The sequence below is a fragment of the Streptomyces sp. MI02-7b genome, assembly GCF_033793585.1.
Classification (GTDB): Bacteria; Actinomycetota; Actinomycetes; order Streptomycetales; family Streptomycetaceae; genus Actinacidiphila.
Genome location: NZ_JARAWX010000034.1, coordinates 43438 through 70390, shown reverse-complemented (window position 1 = coordinate 70390; position 26953 = coordinate 43438). Strand labels below are relative to the sequence as shown.

Below are 26953 nucleotides of genomic sequence, written 5' to 3'. Positions count from 1 at the left end.
TCTTCGAGCGCGGGATGCAGCTGGAGGGAGACGTGGAGAACCGCTTCGGCGCGCACCTGGCGGGTCTGCGGGACGACGCGGAGGGCGACGCGGAGGGGGCGACGCGGCGTACTGATCCTGTTCGCCCTATGCGCGACCCGTCCCCGGGCCCGCGATCTCGCAGTCTCGTCCCGTCAGAAGGGCCTCGCGTCTGAGCCCCCGACTCCGTCGCCGTGTCCCGCTCGGTTCGAGCCATTCGGTTCAAAAGGCCATGGCCTGCGGCTGCTTGCCCACGAGCGTGAGGAATTCGTCGGTCGTGAGGATGGCGTGCGCATACGCGGGACCGTTGATGTCGAACGTGGCCTTCATCTCGTCCCAGTTGAAGGCGCCGATGGCGTCACGGATGAGCGTGACGTGGTAGCCGAGTTCCTGGCCGAAGCGGGCGGTGGTGTCGACACAGGTGTTGGCCTTCATGCCGATGAAGACGAGCTTCTGGATGCGGTGCTGTTTGAGCAGCATGTCCAGGTCGGTGTTGGCGAAGCCGCTCGACGCCCAGTGCTGGTGCATCACCAGCTCGTCCTCGCGTGGCACGAAGTCCGGGTGCCACTCGGCTCCCCAGCTGCCGGCGGCGAAGGTCTGTCCTTCGACGACCCGCTGCTGGGTGGGGGAGAGGTGGTCCCACGTACCGTAGTCGCCGGGCTTCGTCTGGTGGTGAGGCACGATGAAGACGCGGAAGCCCATGTCGCGTGCCGCAGCGAGCATCGCGCGCATGTGGTCGAGCTGCTCGATGCCCTCCGCCACCTCTTTGACGGCGGGCCACAGCTTCCCGCCCTCGGACAGGAAGTCGTTGTACGGGTCGATGATCAGCAGGGCTGTCTCGTGCGGGGGATAAGCGTTCGCCTGGGTGCCCATCGTTCCTCACTCCTGCCTCGTCGCCGGTGATACGGGATGACCCCGGGGGGCGGACTTCACGCCTGATGTGCCGGCCGTCGGCTGCACGCCTTGCGGACGCGGCTCGGCCCCGGGCCACGGATCCCTTGAATGCGAAGTGACACGGCGAGTGCAGTGAGGGCGCGGCGCGCGTCAGGAAGAAACCTCGTGCGACGCTGCGCATCGGCGTCACGCGGTGGCGGATCCTCGCCGCAAGGCCCGCGGGCTCAAGGGTGCCAACAGGCAGAATTCTCGACCGGTGACGGTGACCTCGCCCCGCGGCAGAGGCCCCCGTTCCGGCGCCTGACCTGCGGGCGACCCGGGAGGGGCGGCACGCCGAGGCCGGGCGGAGGGTCGCTCCGCCCGGCCACGGTGACCGTGTGTCCCGCCCGGTCAACGGACGGCCGAGCTGCGGGCCCGGCGCAGGGACGCTGCGGTGGTCAGCCGCGCAGGGGGGCCAGGGCGCGGCTCCAGGCGACGACCTCGTCGATGAGGGTCGACAGGGTGGCGGCCTGGTGCTCACCGGGGGCGAACTCGGAGAAGTTGACGAAGTCGGTGAAGAGCGACAGGGCGACCTGGGTGCGCACGTCGGCCATCTTCAGCTCGCCGGCGATCAGCCGCAGGTGCTCGGCGGCGCGGGCGCCGCCGACGGCGCCGTAGGAGACGATGCCGACGGCCTTGTTGTTCCACTCGGAGAAGAGGTAGTCGATCGCGTTCTTCAGCACGCCCGAGGTGGAGTGGTTGTACTCCGGGGTGACGAAGACGAAGCCGTCGAAGCTCGCGATCTTCTGGGCCCACTCCTTGGTGTGGGCGTTCTGGTACTGGCCCATGGACGGCGGCAGGGGCTCGTCGAGGTGGGGGAGCGGGTAGTCCGCGAGGTCCACCAGTTCGAAGGTCGCGTCACTGCCGTGGCCCGCGGCCTGCTCGACGACCCAGTGGGCCACCTTCTCGCCGTTGCGGCCGGGGCGGGTGCTGCCGAGGATGATGCCGATCCTGGTCATGTCGGGAATCCCTGATCTGTGGGTACGTGACGGTACATGGAAAAGCAACTTGAAGCTTCAAGTCGTCTCACCGTACACCCGACCGACTTGAAGCTTCAACTTATTCGGCTAGCGTGGGCCGCATGACGATGAATCTGGACGAGTCGCGGGACGAGAAGGCGGCGGAGCCGCGCTGGCTGCGCAGCGACGAGCTCTCCGCGTGGATGTCGATGGCCCGGGTGCTGACGCTGCTCCTGCCCGCGCTCGAACGGCAGTTGGAGCGTGAAACCGACCTGAACTGGATGGAGTACCACGTTCTGGCGAGGCTTTCCGAGCAGGAGGGCCACACGATGCGGATGAGTGGGCTGGCCGGCCTCGCGAGTGCCTCGCTGTCGCGCCTGTCCCACGTGGTCAAGCGCCTGGAGGGGCAGGGTCTGGTCCGTCGCGAGACCGACCCGTGCGACGGGCGGTACACCAACGCCGCCCTCACGTCCGAGGGCTACGGCAAGCTCGTGGCCTCCGCGCCCGCGCACGTCGAGAGCGTCCGTCGCCTGGTCCTCGACCCGTTGGAGCCCGGTGAGTTGCAGACCCTCGGAGCGGTCTTCGACCGCATCTTCGCGGCCGTCGACGAGGTCGATCCCTGCCGCTGACGCCGGCGGGGCGTCCAGGTCCTCGCGCGGCGGGGCTCGCTGGTCCGTGATCGCTTGAAGCTTAAAGTCATGTTAGGTTAAGTTGAAGCTTCAAGTTGGAGCTCCGGCTGCCGGGCCTCGCACGCCGCCGGACCGCACTGTCGCATCGGCCCCCGCCGGCCGACCACGGAAAGGAACACCCATGCCCGATTCGGTCACCGTCCAGCAGCCTCGCGCCCAAGCCGCCTTTGCGCTCGGACATGGCACCGGCCGGCATCGAGGTCACCCCTCCGAGGAGGACGTGCCGTCGCTCCCGGTCGTGGCGACGGCCGGACACGGCAGGCACCGTCGGTACTCTCACGTCCCGCGTGCCCGGCCCGTCGTGCGTTCCGGGAGGCCCGGCATGCGCGACGACGAGCGCTTCGAGAGGGAGGTGCTGTCCCTCCTCGGCCTGTCGTACCGGGCCGCGCTGTCCATGACGGGCCATCCCGACGACGCCGAGGCCCTCGTCCTGGACGCATTCGAACGGGCCTACCTGTCCTTCCCCGACGTGCCTCCGGATGCGGACCTGAACTGCTGGATGCGGCGGATCCTCACCGCCGCGTACTTCGATGCCGGCCTCCCGCGCCACGGCGTCGAGCTGCCCGATCGGACAGCCACCCCGGCCCACGTCGGCCAGGACACCGTCGACATCGCCGCCCCGGGCATCACGGTGACGACCGACGTCCACAAGGAACTGCAGCCGTGCTGAACCGCCACAGTGCGCGATCGCGCCACCGACGCGCTGTCCGGGACGGGCGAAAGCGCTCGCATCCTCCGCGCTCTGCGCGGTCGACCACCCACCCGCCCGTCCGGAGTGACGGCCCCCGACGGGAGGCCGCCGCGCCCCTCGTCCCCGGTCCGCGACCCGCAGGGCGGCCGCGGCGTCCCGGATCGGTCACGGACCGCATCAGGTACGGCGTCCGGCACATCCGCCGCCTGCTGCACGACGGCGTGAGCGGCGGCTTCCGCCACCTGGCGCGGTCGGCCGCCGCTTCCTCCCGCCTTCTGGCACGGACGGGCATCGTCCTCGCCGCCGTCGTCGGCTATTTCGCCGTCCGGGGCCTGACGCACAGCTCCCGGGCCGAGGCGCTGCGCAATGCCGCACGGATCGAGGGCGCGGAGCACCTCCTGCGCCTGGACAGGGAGTTCTGGCTGCAGGACCACGTGGTCCACGAGCACGCCGTCACCCGCATCCTGAACTGGATATACATCTTCGGCCACTGGCCCGTCATCGCGCTCACCCTGATCTGGCTGCTGACCCGGCACCCCGACCTGTACGTCCGGGCGGCCGGCGCGATGCTCGTGTCCGGGACCGCCGGCCTCATCGCGTTCGCCGCGTTCCCCGTCGCGCCACCCAGGCTGGCGGGTCTGGGCATGACCGACACGGTCACCCAGCAGTCCGCGGCCTACCGGCTGCTGCAGCCCCCGGCCTTCACCAACCAGTACGCCGCGATGCCCAGTCTCCACGTCGGCTGGAACCTGCTCATGACGCTGGCGATCCTCGCCGCCACCCGCAGGGCGTGGCTCCGCGTCATGGCCGTGACGCTCACCGTCGCCATGGACACCGCCGTGGTCCTGACCGCCAACCACTACCTGCTCGACGCCCTCGCGGGCGCCGCACTCGCACACATCGGCTGGTACGCGGCCGGGCAGTTCCCGCACCACCGTGACCGGCGCGGTACCAGTACGGCCGACTCCAGCGGCCTTCCGCCATCCGGCGCGGTGCTGCCCGCACAGGCCGACCGGCGGTCACGTGCGGCGTCCGCGCCCGGGTGGGGGACGCAATAGCGGGCCAGGCGCTGCACCCTGCCGCGCGGCCTGCCCTCGGGCGACGTCCGCGCAGGTCGGGCGGTGAGATCCACGACCAACCGGCTCGGGTGCCGGCACTCGCCCTGGCGCCCGGCCGTGACGGACGTCGCAGGCCGTCACGTCCCCGTGACCGACGAGTCCGTCCGGCCCGAACGGATTTCCCGACCCGCGGTTCCCGGGTGCGGCAGGCTCCACCCAGAATGCCTTGCATGAAGATCCTCACCATCGACGAGATCACCGGCTCGGAGACGACCGCCTACGGCAGCCGAGGTGTCCGACGGGTCCTTGTTCACGGCGGGGGCGGTTCCGCTGACGTGAACATCATGCATGTGGCGCCAGGTGGACGCCTTGGGCGGCACGCGGCGCCGGTGCCGCAGGTCCTCCTCGTCACGGAGGGCCAGGGGTGGGCCAGCGGCGCGGACGGTGAACCCGAGGCCCTGACGAGAGGGCAAGCCGCCTGTTGGGCCGCGGGCGAGGAGCACGAGACCTGGACCGATACCGGTATGACCGTACTCATCGTCGCGGGACAGCAGGAGTCCGGAGCTGTGGAGGGCACTTCTGTGCGCGTTCCGAGTGATCCGGTCAGGCCGTAGGCGCGTCCGGCCCCGGCTTTCGTTTCACGTCGGTCACCTCCACGGTCTCCGTCTCGGGAACCCCGAACGCTTCGACCGTCACCCCCCTGCCGGCGGCGGTGATCTCAAGGGCCAAGTGGCCTCCCATGAAGCGCAGATCGATCCTTGCCCGGGGCGCGCCCGCGGGATCCGGCATCCGGCGGATCTGTGACGCCGGGTAATCCAGGTCCGCCAGCTTCTGCTCAAGTGCCTGATAGGCGGTCGTCCTGGTGTTCTCGAACGCCTCGGTCACGCGCTCGGCGTGCTCGTCGCCCTCGCACTTCTCGATGCCGGTCAGCGTCACTTCCTGGGCCGGCTCGGGTTGAGTGGAGTCGGGGGTCGCCTCCGGCGGCCCGGGATCATCGAGGGGTACCGGTATGTCCCCCACGGCGTCGGGGACCCCCGGCGGGGTCTCGCCCGGGCCGTACACCGGCGTGGGCTCATCCCGCCCACCCAACACGTCCTCGGGTTCGGGCGGGGTGTCGCCGCCCTTGTTGCCGGCGGCGCCCGGTGCGCAGCCTTGCGCGACGCGGGTGATCAGCGCGAGGAAGCGCATCTGGGCATCATCGTCGCCGGACAGGGCGTCCTGCCGGGGTGCGGGGGAGACGGCGTGGTCTGCGGCGGTCTGAACGGTGGCGGTGGTCCGGGCGGCGCAACCGGACAGGATCACGCAAGTGAGTGCGGTCACCACCAGCAGTGGCTTTGCGAGAGATGTCGATGGCATGCAGGCATCGTGGAGGGAGCTGACCGATGCTCACATGAGTACGCGTACTCACCCTTCGCCCGGCTCGTACCCAGCTCCGACGCCGATGTCCGGCGTCGGCGTCGAGATCGGAACGGCCGGGGGCGGCCGCGTCCGGGCCGCCCCCGGCGTCGCCCTCGTCTACCAGGGAACGTCCCCGTTCTCGTCCTGGAACGTTCCCGTCGGCCCGTCCGCGTCGAGAGTTGCCAGACGTACGACGACCCTGGCGCTCTCCTCCGGCGTCCTTCCGATTCCGAACGCCGCGGTCAGGTCGGTCGCGGTGGTGCCGGGCTCGACCGCGTTGAACTTGATGCCCGGCTGGGATTTGGCGTACTGCACCGTGAGCATGGTGGCCGCGGCCTTGGACGCGGAGTAGAGCGCCAACGGCAGGTTGAACTCGGGCCGGTCCGGATTGGTCACCGCCCAGAAGGACCCGGCACTGCTCGAAACGGTGACCACGGTCGGGTTCGAGGACTTGCGCAGCAGGGGCAGCGCCGCTTCCGTGACGCGCACGACGCCCACCGCGTTGGTGTCGAAGGCCCGCAGCGCCGTGGGGCCGTCGGTGACTCCGTGCCCCAGGATGCCCGCGTTGTTCACCAGGACGTCGAGCCGCCCCTCGGCCGAGTCGATCGTCGCCAGCGCGGTGCCGACCGACGCGTCGTCGGTCACATCGAGCCGCACGAAGCGTGCGCCGAGCGCGGCCGCGGCCTTCTCGCCTCGTTCGACGTCGCGAGCGCCGATGTAGACAACGTGCCCCAACGCCAGAAGCTGCCTGGCTGTCTCGAAGCCGATGCCCTTGTTGGCCCCGGTGATCAGTGTGACGGTCATGCGTTTCCTCACGAGTCATGCGGCCCGAGCGGACCGCTTGGTGATGTTCGGACGGGTCTTTGCGTTGCCGGCACCGGTTCCGCGGGTCAGCCGGTCAGCTGCCGGAGAAGTCCGCCGGCGTCGTGCAGGGCGGTCATGTGCACGAACCGTCCGTTGCGGACCTGGTAGACGGCGTATTCGACGATCTCGAACGAGGCGCCGGTGGGAGTCACGCCGAGCCATTCCTTCACCGGCGTACCCGTGTTGACCAGACGGGCGGCCAGCCGGTCACCGTCGAAGAGCAGTTCCTTGAGCTCCCAGTGGAGGTCCGGAACCGCGTCCACGTCATGCCGTTGAACCGCGATGAGATCGTCCCGGGTGGCCGGCTCGCCGTTCAGGGTGGTGCGGTCGTCGATGAACTCGTCCATACCGTCGAACTCGTGTGCGTTGAGCGCCTCGATGTAGCGCAGGTAGAACGCGCGCAGATCGCTGTCGGACATGGGATGGCCCTTCTGTGGAGCGGTTCCCGACGGGAGCCGCGACCGGACGCCGGGTGAGACGGGACGCCCTCCATGGCCTCCCGGGCAGTGCCATGGGGGCAGCCCTCCTCGATTTCTGTAGCGATCGCTGCCGAAGTCGAACGTTAGCACTTCCGCAGTGATCGCTGCAGAAGCGGTAGGCTGCGGGGGTGGAGACGAGACAGAGCGGCCCGATCGGCCGACCGCGAGGATTCGACGCGGACGAAGCTCTCGAGCGGGCCATGCTGGTCTTCTGGAGGCACGGCTACGAGGGCGCCAGCACGTCCGGCCTGACGAGCGCGATGGGCATCTCCACGACCAGCATGTACGCAGCCTTCGGCAACAAGCAGCAGCTGTTCCGCAAGGTCCTGGAGCGCTACACCGAGGGCCCGAGCGCCTACCTGGCCCGGGCCATGGAGGAGCCGACCGCCCACGCCGTGGCCACCGCGATCCTGGCCGGCACCGTTCGCACCACCACCCGCCCGGCCCACCCCCATGGGTGCCTGGGCGTCCAGGGCGCCCTGACCACCAGCGACTCCGGGCAGGAAGTCCGTGACCTCCTCGTCGCCTGGCGCAACAACGGCTACTCCTGCGTCCGGGAGCGGTTCCAGCGAGCGATCGACGAGGGCGACCTGCCTCCGCAGGCCGATCCGGGGCTACTGGCCCGCTACCTCACCACCTTCGCCTACGGCCTCGCCGTGCAGGCCGCGAGCGGTGTCGGCCGCGACGAGCTCCAGGAGATGGCCGACGCCTTGCTGCGCAACTGGCCGCTCTCCTGAGATCTGCCCGGGCGTGCCACGGCCGGGCCGCCTGCCCCCGTACGGCGTCGCGCACCGGTGAATCGTCCGTGAACGGACGTTACGGGGGCCTGTCGTGCCGGAACAGCCGGGCGCCCCCGGAATTCCTGGGGGCCGGCTGCGGCGGCAAGTGCCGTGCGAGTGATCCACGACCGCTTGAGCACAGGGCAATCCATCGAGGGTCTGGACATGCGAAGGCACCGGCAGGGTGGCCGGGGCTTCGGCGGACTGTCAGAGGTGGGTGGCGGTGGCGTACGTCGATCCTGATGCCGGTGTGCAGGACGAACACCTCTTCGACCCGGCCATGCGCTTGTAGCGCCGGTGCGGCAACTTCTTCGCTCCGGCGAGCAAACTTTCGTATGAGAGTGATTCGTTCACGTCAGGACGGTAGCGACGCCTGCGGTACGGGCGTCGCGCAATGTGGGAAGCCTCAGCTCGGCCGGGGAGTTGGTGCTTCGAGTACAGGTGAGCGCTCCTTCGTCGGCTACGTCGAAACGGGTGAGCCGGGGGCGCGAGGTTTCCTGGCCGTCCACCGTCCCACCGTGCTCGTAGCAGTGCCGGGATCGGTGTCGAGGAGGACTTCTGCTCGGTGGGCACCTGCTCGGTGGACTTGGCGCGGTCGGCCGGGGAGGCGCCGAAGCCGATCGACTCACGGCCGAAGATCGAATTGTGCGCGGGGGTGTGCCGATGCGGCAGCGTGGGGTAGTCGGTGGTGAACCCGGCGAACTTCTGCCGGAGCAAGCGCCCGATTGAGTGCGCCCAGGTCGGCGGTGCCCCATTGATCGGCGGGTGGGCGGGGGGTGCACCGGCGGGTGGTGTCGAGGCGGGCACGGCCGAGCAGTTCGGCGAACGAGCCGAAGGCAGCCCCGTTCGTGTGTCACCGTCCGCGGTGGACTGCTTCGCGCACCCGCTCGGACAGGTCAACGGCGCACCCGATAGCGCAGGTGAAGCACCCGGTTGCCCTGAATCACCACGTCAGGATCCTCCAACAGGTGCTGCGCGTCGGCCGACCCGAAGTAGCGCTTGCCGGACCCGAACACGACGGGTACGACGTCCATGCGCACCTCGTCGATCAGGCCCGCGGCAAGCACCTGGCCACCGACGTCGCCGGCGGCGACCTCGACGATGCGGTCACCGGCGAGCTCCTGCGCCTTGGCCACGGCTGCCTCGACGCCGTCGACGAAGTGAAACGGCGCCCCGGGGTCCCAGCCCTCGGGCTCCGGCCGGTGCGTCACGACGACCACGTGGTCGATCCCTCCCGGCGGTTTCCCGTCCCAGCCGTCCGTCAGGTCGAAGACGTGGCGGCCGACGATCGTGACCCCGATCCGGTCCCAGTACGGCCGGGTGTAGTCGTAGGACGTCTGTGACACCGTGAGTACGCCGCTCTCGTCCAGCGGGACGTCACCACTGGACAACCAGTCGAACAGCGGTCCGGGCTGGTCATCCTCGTCCGCGACGAAGCCGTCCACCGACACCGAGCTGTACATGACCACCTTGCCCACGGGGCACTCCTCTGCTTCGGGATGCCCCAAATTAGCGTGCCGTGGCTGCCGCGCAGGTGAGAAACCAATCGCGGGCGGAAGCAGGACGTCCGGCGCGTGGCCGGGATGTCCGCGCGGGAACCGCCGGCCCGCCGTGGCGCGGGTGAACCGGCGTTGGATGCGCGAGCACCTGCCGCCGCCGGCGCTGGAAGCGCCGCGTTCGGTTCACCTTCCGGATCCCGCCCCGTTCGCCAGCAGCATCCGGGCGCCGCACCGTGCCTCGCGGGCCGGAGCGGCGCTGTGCTGCACGGCCGCCGTCGCCACGGCGCCCTCCACCAGGAGGTAGACGGCGTTCGCGACCGCGGGGGAGTAGCCGGATGCGGCGACGATGCCGGTGACCAGGGCGCGGAACGCCCGTTGATGGTGGTGCACTTCGGCCGCCACGACCGCGTTGGTGGGCCCGAGTTCCCCGTACACGTTCATCCACGGACAGCCGCGGAAGTCCGGTTCGTGGAACCACTCGTCGAGGTAGTCGAAGATCGCCAGCACCCGCGGACGCGGCTGGTCGACATCCGCGACGCGGTCTTCGATGGCGGCCATCATGCGGTCGTGGCGTCGCCGCAGGAACGCGACGACGAGGTCGTCCTTGCTGGGGAACAGCTGGTACATGCGCTTCAGCGGGAGGTCGGCCGCGGCGCGGACCTCACTCATGTTCACGGCCTGGATGCCGCGCGCATAGAAGACCTGCTCGGCCGCGTCGAGCAACTGCCCGCGCATGACCTCCTGGGCCGCTGTCGTCGATGGCACGGGACCCCTCTTGCTGGTGAGAACAGGCGTTCTCTAGACTACAGGCGACAGTGAGAATGGGTATTCTCGCACCGGTGCGGCTCGGGAACCCCGCCCTCCCCGGTACCCGGGTCGCCCTCGATCGGCAGGAACCACCAGCATGAGCACGCAGAGCCCTCCCGCACCGGCCGGCCCAGGCATCGGCGCGCGCCGGCTGCGGCCGCTCGCCCTCAGCCTCACCCCCATCCTCGCCATGGCCTCCGCCTCCCGGCACTGACGGCCGGCCCGGCGGATCCCGAACTCGGCAAGGAGAACAACCGAATGCCCCTGCTGGAACGCATCAACGAGCCCGCGGACCTGCGCGGTCTGAGCCCCAGGCAACTCGACGCCCTCGCCGAGGAGATCCGCGGCTTCCTCGTACGGAACGTGTCCGAGACCGGCGGCCACCTCGGACCGAACCTGGGCGTGGTCGAGCTGACCCTGGCCCTGCACCGCGCGTTCGAGTCGCCCCGGGACATCCTGCTCTGGGACGTCGGCCACCAGGCCTACGTCCACAAGCTGGTCACCGGCAGGGCCGCCGAGTTCGCCGGCCTCCGCCGCCGGGGCGGGATGTCCGGCTATCCCAGCCGCGCCGAGTCCGCGCACGACCACATCGAGCACTCGCATGCCTCCATGGCACTCTCGTACGCCGACGGCATGGCCAAGGCCCGCTATGTGAAGGACGGTCCGGACCACCACATCGTGGCCGTCGTGGGCGACGGTGCCCTGACCGGCGGGGCCGCCTGGGAAGCGCTCAACAACATCGCGGCGGCGCCCGATCGCCCGGTCGTGATCGTCGTCAACGACAACGGACGGTCGTACGCGCCGACGGTCGGCGGACTGGCACGGCACCTGTCGGCGCTCCGCACGCACGCGGGCTACGAACGGGTGCTGGACTGGGGGAAGCACACCCTCGACAGCGCCGGGCCCGCAGGGCACACCGTCTACCGGGCCCTGCACGCGGCCAAGCGGGGGATCAAGGACGCGCTCGCACCCCAGGCGCTGTTCGAGGACCTGGGGTTGAAGTACCTCGGCCCCGTGGACGGCCACGACATCTCAGCCCTGGAGGAGGCGCTCGAACGCGCCAAGAGCGGCCCCGGCCCGGTGATCGTCCACTGCGTCACCCGCAAGGGACAGGGATATCCGCCGGCCGAGCAGGATCAGACGGACCACTTCCACGGGATCGGCGCCATCGACCCGGTCACGGGCAGCCCGCTGCGCCCGGGCGGGCTCACCTGGTCCGCCGCGTTCGGGCAGGAGCTGGCCGCGATCGCCGCCGAGCGCGAGGACGTGGTCGCGATCACGGCCGCCATGCCCGGATCGGTCGGTCTCACCGGCTTCGCGGCGGAGTACCCCACACGCTTCTTCGACGTCGGCATCGCCGAGCAGCACGCGGTCGGCTCGGCCGCGGGACTGGCCATGAGCGGGCTGCATCCCGTGGTCGCTCTGTACGGGACCTTCCTCAACCGGGCCATCGACCAGGTGCTGATGGACCTCGCGCTGCACGGGCTCGGGGTCACGATCGCGATCGACCGGGCCGGCGTGACCGGGGACGACGGTCCGAGCCACAACGGAATGTGGGACTTGGCGCTGCTCCAGGCGGTGCCCGGCCTGCGAATGGCGGCACCCCGTGACCTTCCGTCGCTGCGCGAGGAGTTGGGCGAAGCACTGGCGATCCAGGACGCCCCGACGGCGATCCGCTTCCCTCGCGGCCCGGTGGGTACGGCCGTGCCGGCGGTACGCCGCTCGGACGGGGTCGACGTGCTGCGGGAGTCGGGCGCCGGGGTCCTCGTGGTCGCCGTGGGAACGATGGCGCGTACCGCGCTGGAAGCCGCGGAACTCTGCTCCCGTCAAGGCCTGGAGACCACCGTGGTGGACCCCCGTTGGGTCAAGCCCCTGCCGCGGGAGCTGTTGCGGCTGGCCGCCCTGCACCGGCAGGTGGTGACCGTCGAGGACGGGCTGCGTACCGGCGGCGTCGGAACCACCCTCCTCCAGGAGTTGTCCGACGCGGGGATCGCCGCCGACGTCCACGTGCTGGGAGTGGCCGACGGCTTCCCCGGGCAGGGCACTCGCGCGGAGGTGCTGGCCGAGGCCGGACTGACGGCACGGTCCATCGCCGACGCGGTGCTGTCGAGGGCGGCGTCCGGCCCGAACGCCCTCTCCCACCTGGCGACGCAGTGACCTCCTGCACCGTGCCGGCGCTGTGGAGTTCGCCGGGTGGCGGGGGTCGGTTTCCGGGGTCAGCGGGCGGGTGTCCGCGGTGTCCTGCGCGGCAATGACCCCTTCAGGCTTCAGCGATCCCCGCGGCGGGTGCGCGCCGCGATCCGGAGCAGTTCTTCGACCGCGCCGGTCAAGGGGCGGTCCTTCGGCCACACGGCGCGCAGTCGGCGGCGCAGGTCGGCTCCTGTCACCGGGACTTCCGCGATGCGCCCCTCGGCCAGGTCGTCCCGGACACTCACCGCGCTGAGCACCGCCGGGCCGGCGCCTTCGGCGACAGCCCTTCGCACCGCCACGTTGGCGTCCAGCACCATCAGAGGTCTGGCCGGCTCGGCCCCCGCGCCGGCGAGTACACGCTCGATCGTCTCCCGTGTGCCCGAACCGGGCTCGCGGACGATCAGGCGGGTGCGGGCCAGCTCGGCCAGTCCCACCGGCTCCCGCCGTCGTGCCCAGGGATGCTGCGGCGCGACCACGACGACCAGCCGGTCGGCGCCCACCTGCCGCGAGCTGAGCCCGGTCGGCACGGTGGGCGCCTCGATGAACCCCAGGCTGATCCGACCACTCGTGGCGAGCGCGGCGACCTGTTCGGAATTGGTCACCTTGAGGCTGACGTAGACATCGGGCGATCCCCGCTGCAGCGTGCCGATCCATCGCGGTACGAAGTGCTCGGCCAGCGTCATGCTGGCCGCGAGATGCAGGTCGAGTGCATGGTCGCCGCGCAGTGCCGCGACACCCACCATCAGCGAGTCCACTTCGGCGAGCACCCTCCCCGCCCATTGGCACACCGCCTTGCCCTCCACGGTCAGCGCGGAGCCGCGGGTGTCGCGGTTCACCAGTGTCAGCCCCAGACGCAGCTCGAGCTGGGTCAGGCGCTTGCTCGCTGCGGGCTGGCTGATCCCCATCCGCCCGGCGGCCCGACCCAGGCTGCCGAGCTCGGCGACCAGCGTCAGCAACAGGAGACTGTCGAGGTCGGGAGGCGACGTGCTCATAACCTCAGTTTATGAGGGCATTCCCGATGTGGAGGTACCGGGCGGGTGCCCGCCCGGCGAGGATGAAGAAGTCCGGAAAACGCCCGGCACCACGGCGATCCGAACAGTGAAGGGCATACGGATTCACCCGACACTCTTTCCTCGAAGAACGCCGAGAGAATTGAGGACCGACCATGTCGCACCATCTCGACACTCCGCTGGCGGCCCAGAACGGCCAGCTGTTCATCGACGACCTGTACGTCTTTCCCGGTGGGCGCAGCACGGTGTTCGTCATGGACGTCAACTCCGACATCACCGGCGTCTACGCCGAGCCCGGGTTCCACCCTGAAGCACGGTACGAATTCAAGGTTCACTTCGACGGCGCCGAATTCGAGACCCTGACCTATCGGGTCTCCTTCGACGAACCCGGCCCGGACGGCAGGCAGAACCTGCGGCTGCACGTCCTGACCGGCGACGCCGCGCGCGAGGACGCCGCGGACGGCGACCTGGTGCTGGAAGGCCGCACCGGTGAGTCGGCTGCCGCCGACGGCACCCGCATCTGGGCCGGGCGCGTCTCGGACTCCTTCTACATCGACCTGTCCCTGCTGGCCGTCGTCAACGGGGCGGTGGCGAAGGGGACGGCAGCGGACCTCTCGGACTGGCGCCCGCAGGAGGCGCGGAACAGCTTCGCCGGCACCACCGTGGAATCGATCGTGCTCGAGATTCCGCACGAGCACGCGCAGCTGAGGCCCGGGGCCCGCACGGGCGTATGGTGCGCGACGAAACTGGCCACGGACGCCGGTGGATGGCGGCAGATCAACCGCGGCGGGCACCCGATGATGTGGCCGATCTTCTGGCCCGGCGACACCGACTTCAGCAACCCCGCCAACGCCCGGCACCCCTCGCAGGACCGGGCCGCCGTCGGTGAAGCCGTTGCCGGACAGGTCGCGGCTGTTGTCGCGGCCACCGGAACCTGTGCCGACCCCGAGGGCTACGGCCGCACCGTGGCCGGGCAGCTGTTCCCCGATATGCTGCCCTACGTCGTCGGGACGCCCGCTTCGTACGGCTTCGCCGCCCGCAACGGCCGCACCCTGGCCGACAACGCGCCTGAGGCGATGCTGTCGCTCGTCACCGGCACCGCTGTGCCGGCCGGACTCAAGCCGTCCGTCGCCGAGCACCTGCGCACCGACCGCTTCCCGTACGTCGTGCCCGTATGACCGTCCCCGCGTCCTGACCGGCGCCTTGCGCCGGCCCTGCAGTGGCTCGCTGGTGCCGGCGACGATCCGGAGTTCACCTCCCGGGCGCTGCGGGACTTCTGCGGGGCGTGACGTCCCCTCCGGCCGCCCGCAACCGGGTGTGATCGTCGTCGCGCGGCTGCGCGCCCTGCCCGATCGGGGGCCGGACGCCGGGCTCGCGCGGAAGCCGATCAGCCGGTCGTCAGTGGTCCTGGCCGGCGCGGAGGAGGCCGAGAAGCGCGAGGCGGTCGGCCGTGTCCGTACCGGGCACGGGAACGAAGAGCGCCAGGATCTGCGACCGGTCTTCCTCCAGGAGCGCCTGGCAGTCGAGTTGGAGGAGGCCCGTTTCGGGGTGCTGGATGCGCTTGCGGCGGCTGCGCAGGACGGCGACTTCGTGTGCGGACCACAAGGCGGCGAACTCTGTGCTGTCCCGCAGCAGGCGGTCCACCAGCGCCCGTGCCCGCGCATCGCCCCGCCGGACCGTCGCGGCGCGCAAGTCGGCCACCAGCGTGCGTGACTCCTCTGTCCTGTCCTCGGGCGGATAGGCCGCTCGGGCGTCGGGTGAGGTGAACCATCGGTACACGGCGCTGCGTTCCGGCCCGTCGAGTCGAGTGTGGTCGCCGAAGACCGCGGTGGCGAGCGTGTTCTGCGCCAGGGTCTCGCCGAGGTCGGTCATCACCTGCGCCGGCATGTCGTGCAGGCGGTCCAGAAGGCCGAGGAGTACCGGGGAGACGTGGTCGTCGGGGGAGAGCCGGTCAGGCGCGGTGTACCCGGCGAGCCGGAAGAGGTGGTCCCGCTCGTCCAGGGTCAGCCGCAGCGCCCGTGTCAGTCCGCGCAGCACCGACGGTGACGGCTGCGGGGCGCGGGCCTGCTCCAGGCGCGTGTAGTAGTCGGTGGAGATGCCCGCGCGTACGGCGACCTCCTCCCGGCGCAGGCCGGGCGTGCGCCGTCGCGTCGAGGAGACGACCCCCACCTCGCCCGGTGTGAGCGCCTCGCGCCGCACCCTCAGGAAGTGGGAGAGCTGTCCGGAGTCCATGGGCCCCAGTGTCACTCGGGAGCCATCGGTCAGCCAGGGACGGCCGGTCCCTGGAAAAGCCCGCTCTGCCTGCGCGGCTGCCGACTGCGGACAGTGGTGCGGGAAGGGCCGGACCACCGACCCTTCCGCCACGTACGACGACAGAGGAGTACCGTCATGACCGATCACCGCCCGAGGACCTGGTTCCTGACCGGGGCGTCCCGTGGACTGGGCGCTCAGTGGGCACGGGCCGTACTGGAGCGCGGCGACCGGCTCGCGGCGACGGCCCGGGACGCCGCGTCGCTGAAGCCGCTCGTCGATGCGTACGGTGACCAGGTTCTGCCGCTGGGGTTCGACGTCGCGGACGCGGCGGCCGTACGCGAAGCCGTGGCAGCCGCCGAGGCACACTTCGGCGGCATCGACGTGCTGGTCAACAACGCCGGGCACATGCTCGTCGGGGCCGTGGAGGAAGCCACGGACCAGCAGGCCCGTGAGCAGATGGACACGAACTACTTCGGCGCGCTGTGGGCCACCCGTGCCGTCCTGCCGGGCATGCGCGCCCGCGGTGGGGGCCGCATCCTCCAGGTTTCCTCGCTCGGCGGTGTCGTCGCCTACCCGGCGCTCGGCCTCTACCACGCGTCGAAGTGGGCGCTGGAGGCCGTCAGCCAGTCGCTCGCGGCGGAGGTCGCTCCCTACGGCATTCACGTGACGCTCATCGAGCCGGTCGTCTTCCACACCGGCCTGATGGCCTCCTCGCCCCAGGCCCGAAAGGACGACGCCTATACCCACGCCCGCCAGGCGCTCTTCGCCGGCGCCGCGCACATCGTCCCGGGCGACGTAGCGGCCTCGGGCCGTGCGGTGCTCGAACTCGCCGACGCCGCCGAACCGCCGCTGCGGGTTCTGTTCGGCATCGGAGGCCTGGACGAGGTGCGCGAGGAGTACGCGAGCCGCCTCGACGGCTGGCGGAAGTGGGACGGACTTTCACGTGCCGCTCACGGGTCGCCTTTCGGCGGGGCTGACGGCGCGTAGGAACACCGTCGGTCCGCTCGCCCGCCCGTCCGTCCGCCTGCGGAGCGATCGGACCGAACCGGACACCGGGACGGTGCTGCCGCTCAACTGATCGGCCAGCGGGCGCCTTTGGCACGCGACCGCGCGCCCAGAGCCGAAGCGCGGGCCGCTGAGCCCAGGGTTGAGCGGCTGGTTCCACTCATGGACGCTTGAGCGGTGAACGATGCCGGCGCATACACGCGGAGAGGACTCCAGTCGCTGGATCCCGCGGTGCGGGCGGACGTCCCGCGTGTGCTGGACTGCGTCTGCCGGGGCCTCCCCGCCCACTGGCCGCGCCGCAGGGGGGTGCCGCAGCTCATGGTCTTCCTCGACGGCCCTGAGGACGTGCGGATGGAGAGGATCACCCTGCGGGAGCTGTCCGGTGACGGGTATCTCGACGAGTTCAGCCGGTGCGACAGCGGTGTCCCGGTGTCGAAGGACCGGGAACACGGCTGTGCCGCCCTGGTCTACGGGAACCGGATTCACGCGAGGATCCATCGCATCGGGCCCTTCGGATCGCCTGGGACGCGTGCGTCACCACCACTGTGTGTCATTGCGCTGCCCGGCCGCGGCGCGGGCCGGCGATCCCGGCAGAAAAGCAGTTGCCCTGTACTTGGTCCTCCTGATGCGATCAGGATGTGACCACGTTGTTCCTGACGATCGGCCTGCCCGGGGCCGGAAAGACCACGAGGGCTCGGCAACTCGCCGAGGAGCACAGCGCCCTGCGGCTGACGCCGGATGAGTGGATGATTCCGCTGTTCGGCGAGTCGGAGGCGGATGGGAAGCGCGATGTGCTGGAAGGGCGGCTGCTCTGGCTCGGTCTTGAGGCGCTGAGACTTCGAACCAACGTGGTCCTGGATTTCGGATGCTGGTCCCGTGACGAGAGGTCCGCGATCCGCTGGTTGGCGGAGTCTGTCGGGGCAGCCTGTCGCCTTGTGTACGTGCCGGTGGACCGTGAGACTCAACGTGCTCGAATCGCCCAACGCCAGTTGACCGCCCCGGATCAGACCTTCCCGATGAGCGAAGCAGACCTCGTGCACTGGAGAACGCTCTTCGAGGAGCCCGACGCCACCGAACTCGGCGGGCACGAGATCGCGGGTCCGCCTCCTGGATGGTCGGGATGGCTGGAGTGGGCTGCTGATCGGTGGCCGTCGCTCGCGTGAACCCAACCTTGGCGCGGCCCAACGCCGGGAGCGTCAGCCTTCGCTGGGGATTCGGCCACGAGGTCGTGCCAAGCATGCCGAGCCGAAAGATCCGCTGGACGGGCCCTTAGGCGGCCTGCAACGGGCGTGATCGGGTGCGGGAGGTGCCGGGCAGTTCTTGTTCGGCCCAGACGACCTTGCCTTCCGGCGCCGGCCGCGATCCCCAGCGCCGGGAGAGCTGGGCGACCAGGAACAGGCCGCGGCCGTTCTCGTCGGTGATGCCCGCGCTGCGCAACTGGGGGACGCAGACGTTGGTGTCGGACACTTCGCAGGTCAGGGCGTTGTGTTGTTTCAAGCACAGGGTGACGGTGCCGGTTCCGTGGCGTACGGCGTTGGTGACGAGCTCGCTGACGATCAGCTCTGTCGAGTCGGCGAGGGCGTCGAGACCCCATGTGCGGAGCTGACCGGTCACCAACTGCCGTGCCTTGCCCGAGGCGCATTCGTCGCTGGGCAGCGTCCAGGAGGCGGCCCGGTTGGCGCCGAGTGAGCAGGTGCGCACCAGGAGCAGGGTGACGTCGTCGCACGACGTCTGCTCCAGGAACGACTCCGTCGCGCGGTCGCAGAGGTCTTCCAGGGCCTGGTCCGGCTCGGCGAGGGCAGCGCCCAGGCTGTTCATCCCGTCGTCGATGTCGTGGTCGCGGGACTCGACCAGGCCGTCGGTGTAGAAGGCGATGAGGCTTCCTTCGGGGAGTTCCAGCTCCACCGACTGGAAGGGGTCCCCGAGGCCGAGGCCGAGGCCGAGCGGGGCTCCGGTGGGCAGATCCGGGAAGGCGACCCGGCCCTGCGGGTCGATGATCGCGGGCGGGGGATGCCCGGCCCTGGCCATGGTGCACACGCGGGTGGCCGGGTCGTAGACGGCGTACAGACAGGTGGCCCCCACGACCGCCGCCGTGCCGTCCGCGGGCTCGGGGTCCTCCTCGACCAGTCGCTGGAGCGTGTTGTCGAGGCGGGACAGCAGCTCGGCCGGTGGCAGTTCCAGATCGGCCAGGGTGCGGACGGCGGCGCGCAGCGTGCCCATCGTCGCCGCGGCGTGGAGGCCGTGCCCGACGACGTCGCCGACGACCAGGGCGACGCGCGCTCCGGACAGCGGGATCACGTCGAACCAGTCGCCACCCACGCCGTGTTCCACGTCGGCCGGCAGGTAGCGCGAGGCCGTCTCGACGGCGGTGCCACCTCGCAACCGGCGGGGGAGCAGGTTGCGCTGCAGGGTCAGGGCCGCGGTCTGCTCGCGCGCGTACCGGCGGGCGTTGTCCAGCGCCCGCACGGCGCGCCGGACCAGTTCTTCGGCGAGCAGCAGGTCACCCTCGTGGAACGGCGTGGGGTCCTCGGTGCGGAGGAACAGCACCACACCCAGCAGGGCGTTCTGCGCACGGATCGGGACGACCATCAGCGAGTGCACCCCGTGGGAGCGGACCTTCTCCCCGATCGCGGGAACCTGATCCATCCAGATCCCCGGTGTCCTGTCGAGCATCGGTTCCAGGTGCGACCTGCCCGTGCTCAGGACCGCGGCGAACGGCGAGGCCTGCGGCACGGTGACCGGCCCCCCGCGCACCCACGGCGATTCCGGAACTCCCGCGTGGATCGAGGCATGCCCGGCACGGCGCAGAGGCGGGCGGTGTCCGCCGGCCGAAGGCACACGGACCGCGGAGTGGTCACCGGACGGCGTCGACTGCTCCAGATCCACGGCGACGAGGTCGGCCAGCAGCGGTACCGCGAGGTCGGCCAGTTCCTGGCTGATCCGCATCACATCCAGGGTCCCGCCGAGCCGCGCTTCGGCCTCTCCCACCGCGGCGAGGCGCTCCCTGGCCAGACGGCTCTCGGCGAGGTCGGCGCTGACGAGACACACCCCGAGCGATTCACCGTCGGCCCCCTGGAGGCAGTGGAACGACGCCGCGAGCGGGTACCCCCGGCCCTTGCCCATCGGCAGCCACGTCCGGTACTCGTGCACCTTCGTGGTGCCGCTCTGCAGCACCTGCTGCGTCATGGCCTCGAGCGCCTCCGACCTGGGACCGGGAACGACCTCGGTCAGGCGGCGTCCGAGCCGCTTGTCGCAAGGGATGCCGTCATGCTCCGCCATCACGTCGTTGGCGAACACGCACCGCAGCTGCGGGTCGCGCACAGCGACCCCGATCGGTGCGCGGCCCAGGAGCGGTCCACTCACCAGGCTGCTCATCGCGTCCCCGGAGAGAGTGCCGGTGTCGATCAGCGAGACGAACCACCGCACCGCTCCGGCCATGCCGCGCAGCATCGTGATCCGCAAGCACGCCTCCATGACGCGTCCGTCGCGATGGCGCACGGCTGTGGTCCCCGACCAGCCGTTCTGGGCGCGGCAGTGCTTGACGAAGTCCGAGGTGCTCTGCCGCTCGCCGAACAACGGCAGCACAAGTGCGGCCGAACGCCCCACGACGGATTCGGCCGAACGTCCGACGAGGTGCTCGGCGGCCTGTGTCCATCCGACGACGGTCCCCTGCTCATCGAGCATCGCGAGTGCCGTGTCCGGCATGTCGAGCCCGTTCGAATGTTTACCGAGCGTCAAAGTGTCGAAGCTCTTCGTGGTCATCGAACCGTCGTCCTTGTGTGGGTGTGATGGGTTGGGCGGAGGGTGCGGCCGAAAATCCGCCGCACGTGATGGAAAGACCGGCCAAGGCTCCCGTTTGTGACAAATCGGACGCCTTGCTCCGTGGGGCCGCACACCCTGCCTGTCGACAGGGTGCTGCGCCATGCGAAGGGAGTGAGCGGCAGAGCCCGGGGGAGTCGACGGCCTCAGGGACCGGTGGAGCGGGTCCGCCGCCAGCGCGTCCGCCGGGAGATCCGCGACCACATCCACCACGCGTCCGCGAGGCGTCCCGGACGAACGGCCTGCTCGGATACGTCGGAACGCATACGCAGCAGTCCGGCCCGCGCGACCTCACATCCGGGATCTGAGCACGTCGGCCTCGCAGCCCGGCGCGAACGGGTCGAAGCCGTGCTCGGCCAGCCAGCGGATCACCAGCAGGCTTCGCAACGACCACCACCCGTGGATCACGTCGAGGTCGATGTCGGCGCCGTAGCCGGCGACGAGATCGTCGAGGTGCTCCTCGTGTCCGAGCGTGAAGGTGGCGAGGTCGTACAGGGCGTCACCCTGGCCCGCCTCGGACCAGTCGATGATGCCCGTGACCTCGTCGCCGTCGAGGAAGACGTGCGCGATCTGCAGGTCGCCGTGCGTGAAGGCCGCGGTCCACGGCCGGAGCGCGGCCTCGGCGACCTGGCGGTTGCGGGTGACCATGTCGGCGGGCAGGAGGCCGCTGGTCACGAGCAACGCGCACTCGGCGTCGAGTTCCGCCGCCAGCGCGGCGATGCTCCGCCCGGCCCGGCCCGGCCGGGGTGGCAGAGGGGCGTCGTGCAGCCTCCGGATGGCGGCGCCCGCCGCGGCCCACGCCGCGCGCGACCCGGTCGCGGGCCCGCCGAGGACCCCGAGTGTCGTCCCGGGGAGTGCGGCGAGCGCGAGTACGGGCGGCCTGCGCCACAGGATTTCCGGGGTCGGGACCGGCGCGAGGGACATCACCTCGACCTCGACGTCGATGCGTGCCTGATCGGCGTCCACCTTCAAGAACACGTCACCCACGCGCAGCGTCGCGCGCTCGGAATGGGCGACGACGACTTCGACCTCATCCATGGTCGACCAGTATCCCGGGGACGATCGCCGACGTCGCCGGGTTTGCCGCGTGCGACGACGCGGCTGTCCGCGCCCCGATACCCGGCGGGTCGCCGGACTCGCCCTGGCGGTTGTATGCGGACACGATCGCGACGTCGGTGCTGCCGGCTGCCACGGCTGCTGCCGCGGGGCCGGATCCGTTCCGTGCGACCCGGCGCGCGCGGTGTCCGCGCCCCGGCAGGATGGGTGCATGCATCTCGATGTCCTGCGAATCCGTGACGACTTCCCCGCGCTGAAGGAAAAGGTGGCCCACTTCGACGGGCCGGGCGGCTCACAGGTGCCCCGCAAGGTCGCCGAGGCGATGGCCGCGGCGATGTGCTCGGGCATCTCCAACCGGGGCGCGGTGACAGCCGCCGAGCGCCGTGCCGAGCACGTCGTCAAAGAGGCGCGGCAGGCCATGGCGGACCTGCTCGGCTGCGCGCCGCGCGGCGTCGTCTTCACCCGGTCGGCGACGCAGGCGGCGTACGACGTCTCCCGTGCCCTGGCGCGGCAGTGGACAGCCGGTGACGAGGTGGTCGTCACCCGCCTCGACCACGACGCCAACATCCGGCCGTGGATCCAGGCGGCCGAATCCGCCGGTGCGGCGGTGCGGTGGGCCGCGTTCGATCCCGCGAGCGGTGAGTTGAGCGTCGACGCCGTCCGGGAACAGCTGTCCGGCCGGACCCGGCTGGTGGCGGTCACCGGGGCGTCGAACGTCCTGGGCACCCGCCCCGACATAGCGGCGATCGCCGCGGCCGTCCACGAGGCCGGAGCCCTGCTGTACGTGGACGGGGTGCACGTGACGCCGCACGCGCCGGTCGATCTGGCCACCCTGGGCGCCGACTTCTTCTCGTGCTCGCCCTACAAGTTCTTCGGCCCCCACCATGGTGTCGTGGTCGCCGATCCCGGACGGTGGGAGCAGTTGCACCCGGACAAGCTGCTGCCGTCCACCGACGACGTGCCGGAACGCTTCGAACTGGGCACCCTGCCGTACGAGATGCTCGCCGGCACCACCACCGCCGTGGACTACATCGCCGCACTGGCGTCCTCGGCGGGCGACCGGCGCAGCCGGGTACTGGAGTCGATGCGAGCGGTCGAGGCATACGAGCAGAAGCTGCTGGAACGGCTGCTGGAGGGTCTGTCGGGCATCGGCGGGGTGCGGCTGTACGGCGCGCCGGCGCGCCGTACCCCGACGGTGTTCTTCTCGGTGGCGGGAGTGCCCGGCCGGGAGGTCTACGAGCGGCTGGCACGGCGCGGTGTGAACGCCCCCGCGGGCAACTTCTACGCCCTGGAGGCATCGCGGCTGCTGGGGCTCGGCGACACCGGCGCGGTGCGTGCCGGGCTCGCCCCGTACGTCGACGAGGAGGACGTGCAGCGGCTGATCGACGGCGTCGCGGCGGTGGCCGGGTGAACCGCGGAGTGCTGGTCACGGGCGCGTCCCGGGGCATCGGCCGGGCCGTCGCCGAGGCGTTCGCGCGGGCCGGGGACCGGGTCGCGGTGCACTGCAACAGGTCGGTGCGGGAGGCCGAGCAGGTGGCCGCGTCGCTTCCGGGCCAGGGGCACGTCACCGTCCGGGCGGACATGGCCGACGCGGAGGCGGTGCGGCGTGCCGTGGACACCGCCGCCTCGGATCTGGGGCGCCTGGACGTGCTGGTCAACAACGCCGGCGTGTTCCTGGCGCACCCGCCGTTGAGTACCTCGTACGAACAGTGGCAGGCGGTGTGGTCGGCGACGCTGGCAACCAATCTCACCGGCGCGGCCAACGCGACCTTCTGCGCGGTGCCGCACCTGGTGGCGGCGGGCGGCGGTGCGGTCGTCAACGTGTCCAGCCGCGGGGCGTTCCGCGGCGAACCCGACTGCCCGGCGTACGGCGCGTCCAAAGCGGCGCTGAACGCCTTCGGGCAGTCGATGGCCGTGGCGTTGGCCGGCCGGAACATCAGCGTGGCCACGGTGGCGCCGGGTTTCGTGGACACCGACATGGTCCGCTCGGTCCTCGACGGCCCGGAGGGCGAGGCGGTGCGCCGGCAGTCGCCGTTCGGGCGGGTGGCCCACCCGGAGGAGGTCGCGGCCGCGGTGCTGTGGCTGGCCTCGCCGGAGGCGGTGTTCGCCAGCGGCACCGTCATCGACGTCAACGGGGCTTCCTACTTGCGCAGCTGACCACAGTGGCGGACGGGCGGCGGGCACTGCGGGCGGCCGGTCGCCCGGCGGCGTGCGGCACAGGTCGCCGGGTTAGACTCGCGGCCCGGCTGTGGGAAGGAACGGACACGTGAGCGCAGCACCCATGCGGTTCGGCATCGTGGGCAGTGGCTGGCGGGCCGAGTTCTTCGCCCGGCTGGCGAGGGCGCTGCCCGAACGGCTGGCGGTGGCGGGCGTGGTGACGCGCTCGGCCGAACGCGCCGCCCAGGTGGAGGCCGAGTGGGGGGTGCCCGCCTTCCGGACGGTCGGCGAACTGTGCGGCAACAAGCCGGAGTTCGTGATCCCGTCGGTGCCGTGGGAGGTCACGCCCCAGGTCGTACGGGAACTCGTCGAGCAGGAGGTGCCGGTCCTCGCGGAGACGCCGCCGGCGCCCGACGTGAACGGGCTGCGGGAGTTGTGGGACGCCGTGGGAGGCGCGACGCGCGCCGGGGGTGGCGCACTCGTCCAGATCGCGGAGCAGTACACACTGATGCCCGGCCACGCCGCCCGTATCGCCCTCGTACGGGAAGGGGCGATCGGCGAGGTCACGTCCGTCCAGGTGTCCTCGACCCACATGTACCACGCGATGTCGCTGATCCGGCACACGCTGGACGTCGGTTGCGGGCCCGTGACGGTGACGGCCCGGGCGTTCACCGCCCCGCTCGCCGACCCGTTGACGCCCGGCGGCTGGTCGGACGACCTGACGCCCAAGGACGCCGTCACCACCCTTGCTCTCCTGGACTTCGGCGGGGCCCGCACGGGCGTCTACGACTTCACGGACAACCAGTGGTGGAATCCGCTGCGCGCCCGCCGGATCGTGGTGCGCGGCTCGCTCGGCGAGATCGTGGACGACACGGTGGTGCGGATGGCCGACCCGCGCACGCCGGTGGAGTCGGCGCTGATGCGCCGCCGTACCGGCACCGACCTCAACCTCGAAGGGGCGGAGGTGCACCACATCTCGTTCGACGGACGGGTGCTGTGGCGCAACGACTACCTGGGCGCGAGCCTGTCCGAGGACGACCTCGCGGTGGTGGACCTGCTGTGCCGTACGGGCGCATGGGTCCGGGACGCCGGCCCGGAACCGTATCCGCTGGCCGAGGGCTGCCAGGACCATCTGCTGGCATTGGCCGTCGAGGAGTCGGCACGTACGGGGGCGCCGGTGACGACCGCGCTGGAGGCGTGGGCGGCCCGCTGATCCCGCGGCCGTGAAGCGCCGCGGTTCGTACCCCGGCACCTCACGGGCCGGCGCACACTGAGCGGCGTCCCGAGCATGCCGATCCCGCGGTTCGGTTTCTTGCCGAGACCCGGGAGGGATCTCCGGGGACGCGTGGACGCGTGGACGTCGTGCCGGGCGCCGGTCGGTACGACGATGCGCGGCTACGGCGCGGGCGCCGGTGGCCCGCTTCGCCCCACAGCCTGCCGACCTGTGCGCTCGCCGTGCCGGCGTACGGCGTACGACGTACGACGTACGAGTGCACGGTCTGCCGGGGCGGGACGTCGTACCGCACTTGCCGCCACGGGCAGCCCGTCTGCACCGCGTGGAAGACCGCGTCCACGATGCGTCGTCACGTGTGCTTCCCGCACCGCCCGCGCTTCGGCCCCGTCCGCGGTGGCGGGAGCAGCGGCTCCACCGGCGTCGCGGCGGCGCGGCCCCCGTCCGGAACCCCCCCGGCTCGCGGCCCCCGGCCGAACCCACCCTCCGGCGGTGGGCCCGCTCCGGGACGGCCGCCCCGGTACCGGCCGCGGCCTGATGTAACATACCTTGTTACATCAGCGTGCGGCGGTCCGGGCTGAACGTCGCCCGTGCGAACGCCCGCCCGCGTTCTCAGGTCACACCGGCGTGACCGCTTGTCCGCTTCCGTCTCTGCGAAGCGCAGCCTTCGTGTCTCACGCGGGACGCATCAACGGGGCCCGGGCCCTTCCAGGAGAGAGAGCATGAGTAACCCTTCCCGCACGGCTTCGGCCGTCCAGCAGCCGGAGTCGATACATGGCGTGGTCGGAGGCGGGCGCTCTCCGCGAGGCGGCTGGTCGGCCGTCGTCTCCGTCGCGCTGATGTCCTTTGTCCTGGTGCTGTCGGAGTTCCTGCCGATCGGGCTGCTGCCGGTGATCTCCTCCAGCCTGCGTGTGTCCATCGGGACGGTCGGCCTGGTGGTGGTCGTGCCCGGTCTGATGGCCGCGGTGACGGCTCCCTTGGTCACGATGGCGTCAGGGCGACTGGACCGGCGCAGAGTCCTGATCGTCCTCGCCCTGTTCATCGCAGCCTCCAACGCCCTGGCAGCCATGGCACCCAACATGGCCGTGATGGCGACCGCCCGGGTGCTGCTCGGCGTCGGCGTGGGCGGATTCTGGGCCATGGGCGCCGGTGTCGCCGCGCGACTGGTGCCCGCCCGGGCCGTCCACCGGGCCACATCACTGATCACCGCCGGAATCTCGGCCGGCACGGTGGTCAGCCTGCCGCTCGGCGCGCTGGTGGGCCACCTTGCCGGGTGGCGCACCGCGTTCGTCGTGGCCGCCGGTGCCGCTCTCCTGGCCCTGGCCACCCTGGCGGTGAGGCTGCCCGCGCTGCCGCCCACCGGGGCGATCCGCCTGGCCGCACTCACCTCCGCTCTGCGCAGTCCCGCAGCCCGTATCGCCCTGCTGGCCACCGTGCTGATCTTCTTCGGGCACTTCGCCGCCTACACCTATGTGACGCCGTACCTGGAGGATCGGGCACACTTCGGGTCCTCGGCCGTGACCGCGGTCCTGCTGGCCTACGGTCTGGCGGGGCTGGCCGGCAACTTCGCCGCCGGCGCGGTGATCGGCCGCCGTCTGCGCTCGGTGTACGTCGTCTCGGCCGTCCTGGTCGCGGCCGCAGCCGCCCTCCTCAACGCCGCGGCAGGCGCGGCACCCGCGGTGGTCGCCCTCGTCGTGGTCTGGGGAGCGGCATTCGGTGCGGTGCCCCTGGCGCTGCAGACCTGGATTCTGCGCGCGACCCCCGAAGCCCCCGAAAGCGGCATGGCGCTCCTGGTCAGCGCATGCCAAATCGCACTGGCCGCAGGGTCGTTCATCGGCGGCATCGTCGTCGACGGATACGGCACGTGGGCCGGCTTCGCCGTCGGCAGCACGCTCGCACTGCTCAGTGCGGCCACTCAGATCCGCCCCCGCCTGCCGCTCGGCTGACCTCCGGGCGGTGACGGCGCGTGCATCGCCCACGTGCACGGCGCCGCGGCCCGGTGAGGGACTGCGCCATGGCGATGTAACCTTGAATGTTACGATGCGGGAACGTGAGGAG

At 71.1% G+C, this 26953-nt stretch carries 24 protein-coding genes; 13 read left to right on the top strand and 11 right to left on the bottom strand.

What is annotated here, in order from left to right; translation table 11 throughout:
* Positions 1-240: 240 nt before the first annotated feature.
* Together PV364_RS36645 and PV364_RS36640 are read right to left on the bottom strand one after the other, a co-directional pair.
* Positions 241-891: an isochorismatase family cysteine hydrolase gene (locus PV364_RS36645; RefSeq protein ID WP_319665237.1), complete on the bottom strand. Its 651-nt coding sequence runs from the start codon at positions 889-891 to the stop codon at positions 241-243.
* Positions 892-1349: 458 nt separating this feature from the next.
* Positions 1350-1910 carry an NAD(P)H-dependent oxidoreductase gene (locus PV364_RS36640; RefSeq protein ID WP_319658918.1) on the bottom strand — a complete coding sequence of 187 codons (561 nt, stop codon included), beginning with the start codon at positions 1908-1910 and terminating at the stop codon, positions 1350-1352.
* A gap of 122 nt (positions 1911-2032) precedes the next feature.
* Here PV364_RS36640 and PV364_RS36635 point away from each other — a divergent pair, with 122 nt between their 5' ends.
* The 4 genes from PV364_RS36635 (at position 2033) to PV364_RS36620 (ending at position 4962) form a co-directional block, all read left to right on the top strand.
* A complete protein-coding gene (locus PV364_RS36635) occupies positions 2033-2539 on the top strand; it encodes a MarR family winged helix-turn-helix transcriptional regulator (protein WP_319665236.1) in 507 nt (168 codons plus the stop codon).
* A 382-nt stretch (positions 2540-2921) separates the two neighbouring features.
* A complete protein-coding gene (locus PV364_RS36630; protein WP_319665234.1) occupies positions 2922-3269 on the top strand; it encodes a hypothetical protein in 348 nt (115 codons plus the stop codon).
* A gap of 242 nt (positions 3270-3511) precedes the next feature.
* Positions 3512-4348 carry a phosphatase PAP2 family protein gene (locus tag PV364_RS36625; RefSeq protein WP_319665232.1) on the top strand — a complete coding sequence of 279 codons (837 nt, stop codon included), beginning with the start codon at positions 3512-3514 and terminating at the stop codon, positions 4346-4348.
* Positions 4349-4578: 230 nt separating this feature from the next.
* Positions 4579-4962, top strand: coding sequence for a hypothetical protein (locus tag PV364_RS36620; protein ID WP_319665230.1), 384 nt, complete (start codon positions 4579-4581; stop codon positions 4960-4962).
* Here PV364_RS36620 and PV364_RS36615 read toward each other — a convergent pair.
* The 3 genes from PV364_RS36615 to PV364_RS36605 form a co-directional block, all read right to left on the bottom strand.
* Complete coding sequence (locus tag PV364_RS36615; protein ID WP_319665228.1) at positions 4952-5671, bottom strand: hypothetical protein; 720 nt, start codon at positions 5669-5671, stop codon at positions 4952-4954. The genes PV364_RS36620 and PV364_RS36615 overlap by 11 nt on opposite strands.
* A gap of 192 nt (positions 5672-5863) precedes the next feature.
* Positions 5864-6550 carry an SDR family NAD(P)-dependent oxidoreductase gene (locus PV364_RS36610; RefSeq protein WP_319665226.1) on the bottom strand — a complete coding sequence of 229 codons (687 nt, stop codon included), beginning with the start codon at positions 6548-6550 and terminating at the stop codon, positions 5864-5866.
* Positions 6551-6636: 86 nt separating this feature from the next.
* Positions 6637-7029: an ester cyclase gene (locus tag PV364_RS36605; protein WP_319665224.1), complete on the bottom strand. Its 393-nt coding sequence runs from the start codon at positions 7027-7029 to the stop codon at positions 6637-6639.
* Positions 7030-7217: 188 nt separating this feature from the next.
* On the opposite strand from PV364_RS36605, the gene PV364_RS36600 reads away from it, so the two are divergent.
* Positions 7218-7826 (top strand): TetR/AcrR family transcriptional regulator, encoded by a 609-nt coding sequence (locus PV364_RS36600; RefSeq protein ID WP_319665222.1) that lies wholly within the window; start codon positions 7218-7220, stop codon positions 7824-7826.
* Between the two features lie 938 nt (positions 7827-8764).
* Here the strand turns inward: PV364_RS36600 and PV364_RS36595 are convergent.
* Together PV364_RS36595 and PV364_RS36590 are read right to left on the bottom strand one after the other, a co-directional pair.
* The gene (locus tag PV364_RS36595) at positions 8765-9346 is read right to left on the bottom strand and encodes a dihydrofolate reductase family protein (RefSeq protein WP_319665220.1); all 582 of its coding nucleotides are present in this window, start codon (positions 9344-9346) and stop codon (positions 8765-8767) included.
* Between the two features lie 204 nt (positions 9347-9550).
* Entirely contained in the window at positions 9551-10132 is a 582-nt protein-coding gene (locus tag PV364_RS36590) for a TetR/AcrR family transcriptional regulator (RefSeq protein WP_319665218.1), read from the bottom strand.
* Between the two features lie 300 nt (positions 10133-10432).
* Between PV364_RS36590 and dxs the strand changes: the two genes are divergently transcribed.
* Complete coding sequence (gene dxs / locus PV364_RS36585; RefSeq protein ID WP_319665216.1) at positions 10433-12331, top strand: 1-deoxy-D-xylulose-5-phosphate synthase; 1899 nt, start codon at positions 10433-10435, stop codon at positions 12329-12331.
* A gap of 110 nt (positions 12332-12441) precedes the next feature.
* Here dxs and PV364_RS36580 read toward each other — a convergent pair whose 3' ends face one another.
* Complete coding sequence (locus tag PV364_RS36580) at positions 12442-13356, bottom strand: LysR family transcriptional regulator (RefSeq protein WP_319665214.1); 915 nt, start codon at positions 13354-13356, stop codon at positions 12442-12444.
* 173 nt (positions 13357-13529) lie between these two features.
* Between PV364_RS36580 and PV364_RS36575 the strand changes: the two genes are divergently transcribed.
* Positions 13530-14552: a DUF4331 family protein gene (locus tag PV364_RS36575; protein WP_319665212.1), complete on the top strand. Its 1023-nt coding sequence runs from the start codon at positions 13530-13532 to the stop codon at positions 14550-14552.
* Between the two features lie 220 nt (positions 14553-14772).
* Here PV364_RS36575 and PV364_RS36570 read toward each other — a convergent pair whose 3' ends face one another.
* Positions 14773-15606 carry a helix-turn-helix transcriptional regulator gene (locus PV364_RS36570; RefSeq protein ID WP_319665210.1) on the bottom strand — a complete coding sequence of 278 codons (834 nt, stop codon included), beginning with the start codon at positions 15604-15606 and terminating at the stop codon, positions 14773-14775.
* Between the two features lie 156 nt (positions 15607-15762).
* On the opposite strand from PV364_RS36570, the gene PV364_RS36565 reads away from it, so the two are divergent.
* Together PV364_RS36565 and PV364_RS36560 are read left to right on the top strand one after the other, a co-directional pair.
* The gene (locus PV364_RS36565; protein WP_319665208.1) at positions 15763-16614 is read left to right on the top strand and encodes an SDR family NAD(P)-dependent oxidoreductase; all 852 of its coding nucleotides are present in this window, start codon (positions 15763-15765) and stop codon (positions 16612-16614) included.
* A 656-nt stretch (positions 16615-17270) separates the two neighbouring features.
* Positions 17271-17795 carry an ATP-binding protein gene (locus PV364_RS36560; RefSeq protein ID WP_319665207.1) on the top strand — a complete coding sequence of 175 codons (525 nt, stop codon included), beginning with the start codon at positions 17271-17273 and terminating at the stop codon, positions 17793-17795.
* 106 nt (positions 17796-17901) lie between these two features.
* Here the strand turns inward: PV364_RS36560 and PV364_RS36555 are convergent, their stop codons facing one another.
* Together PV364_RS36555 and PV364_RS36550 are read right to left on the bottom strand one after the other, a co-directional pair.
* A complete protein-coding gene (locus PV364_RS36555) occupies positions 17902-20394 on the bottom strand; it encodes a SpoIIE family protein phosphatase (RefSeq protein ID WP_319665205.1) in 2493 nt (830 codons plus the stop codon).
* Between the two features lie 348 nt (positions 20395-20742).
* On the bottom strand, positions 20743-21489 hold the full coding sequence (locus tag PV364_RS36550) for a phosphotransferase family protein (protein WP_319665204.1): 747 nt from the start codon (positions 21487-21489) through the stop codon (positions 20743-20745).
* A 229-nt stretch (positions 21490-21718) separates the two neighbouring features.
* Here PV364_RS36550 and PV364_RS36545 point away from each other — a divergent pair, with 229 nt between their 5' ends.
* From PV364_RS36545 to PV364_RS36530, 4 genes are all read left to right on the top strand, one after another.
* Positions 21719-22918, top strand: coding sequence for a cysteine desulfurase-like protein (locus tag PV364_RS36545; protein WP_319665202.1), 1200 nt, complete (start codon positions 21719-21721; stop codon positions 22916-22918).
* Positions 22915-23664, top strand: a complete 750-nt coding sequence (locus tag PV364_RS36540; protein WP_319665200.1) for an SDR family oxidoreductase — start codon at positions 22915-22917, stop codon at positions 23662-23664. The genes PV364_RS36545 and PV364_RS36540 overlap by 4 nt, the downstream gene beginning before the upstream one ends.
* A 109-nt stretch (positions 23665-23773) precedes the next feature.
* Positions 23774-24877, top strand: coding sequence for a Gfo/Idh/MocA family protein (locus PV364_RS36535; RefSeq protein WP_319665199.1), 1104 nt, complete (start codon positions 23774-23776; stop codon positions 24875-24877).
* A gap of 740 nt (positions 24878-25617) precedes the next feature.
* On the top strand, positions 25618-26841 hold the full coding sequence (locus PV364_RS36530) for an MFS transporter (RefSeq protein ID WP_319665198.1): 1224 nt from the start codon (positions 25618-25620) through the stop codon (positions 26839-26841).
* Positions 26842-26953: the final 112 nt, after the last annotated feature.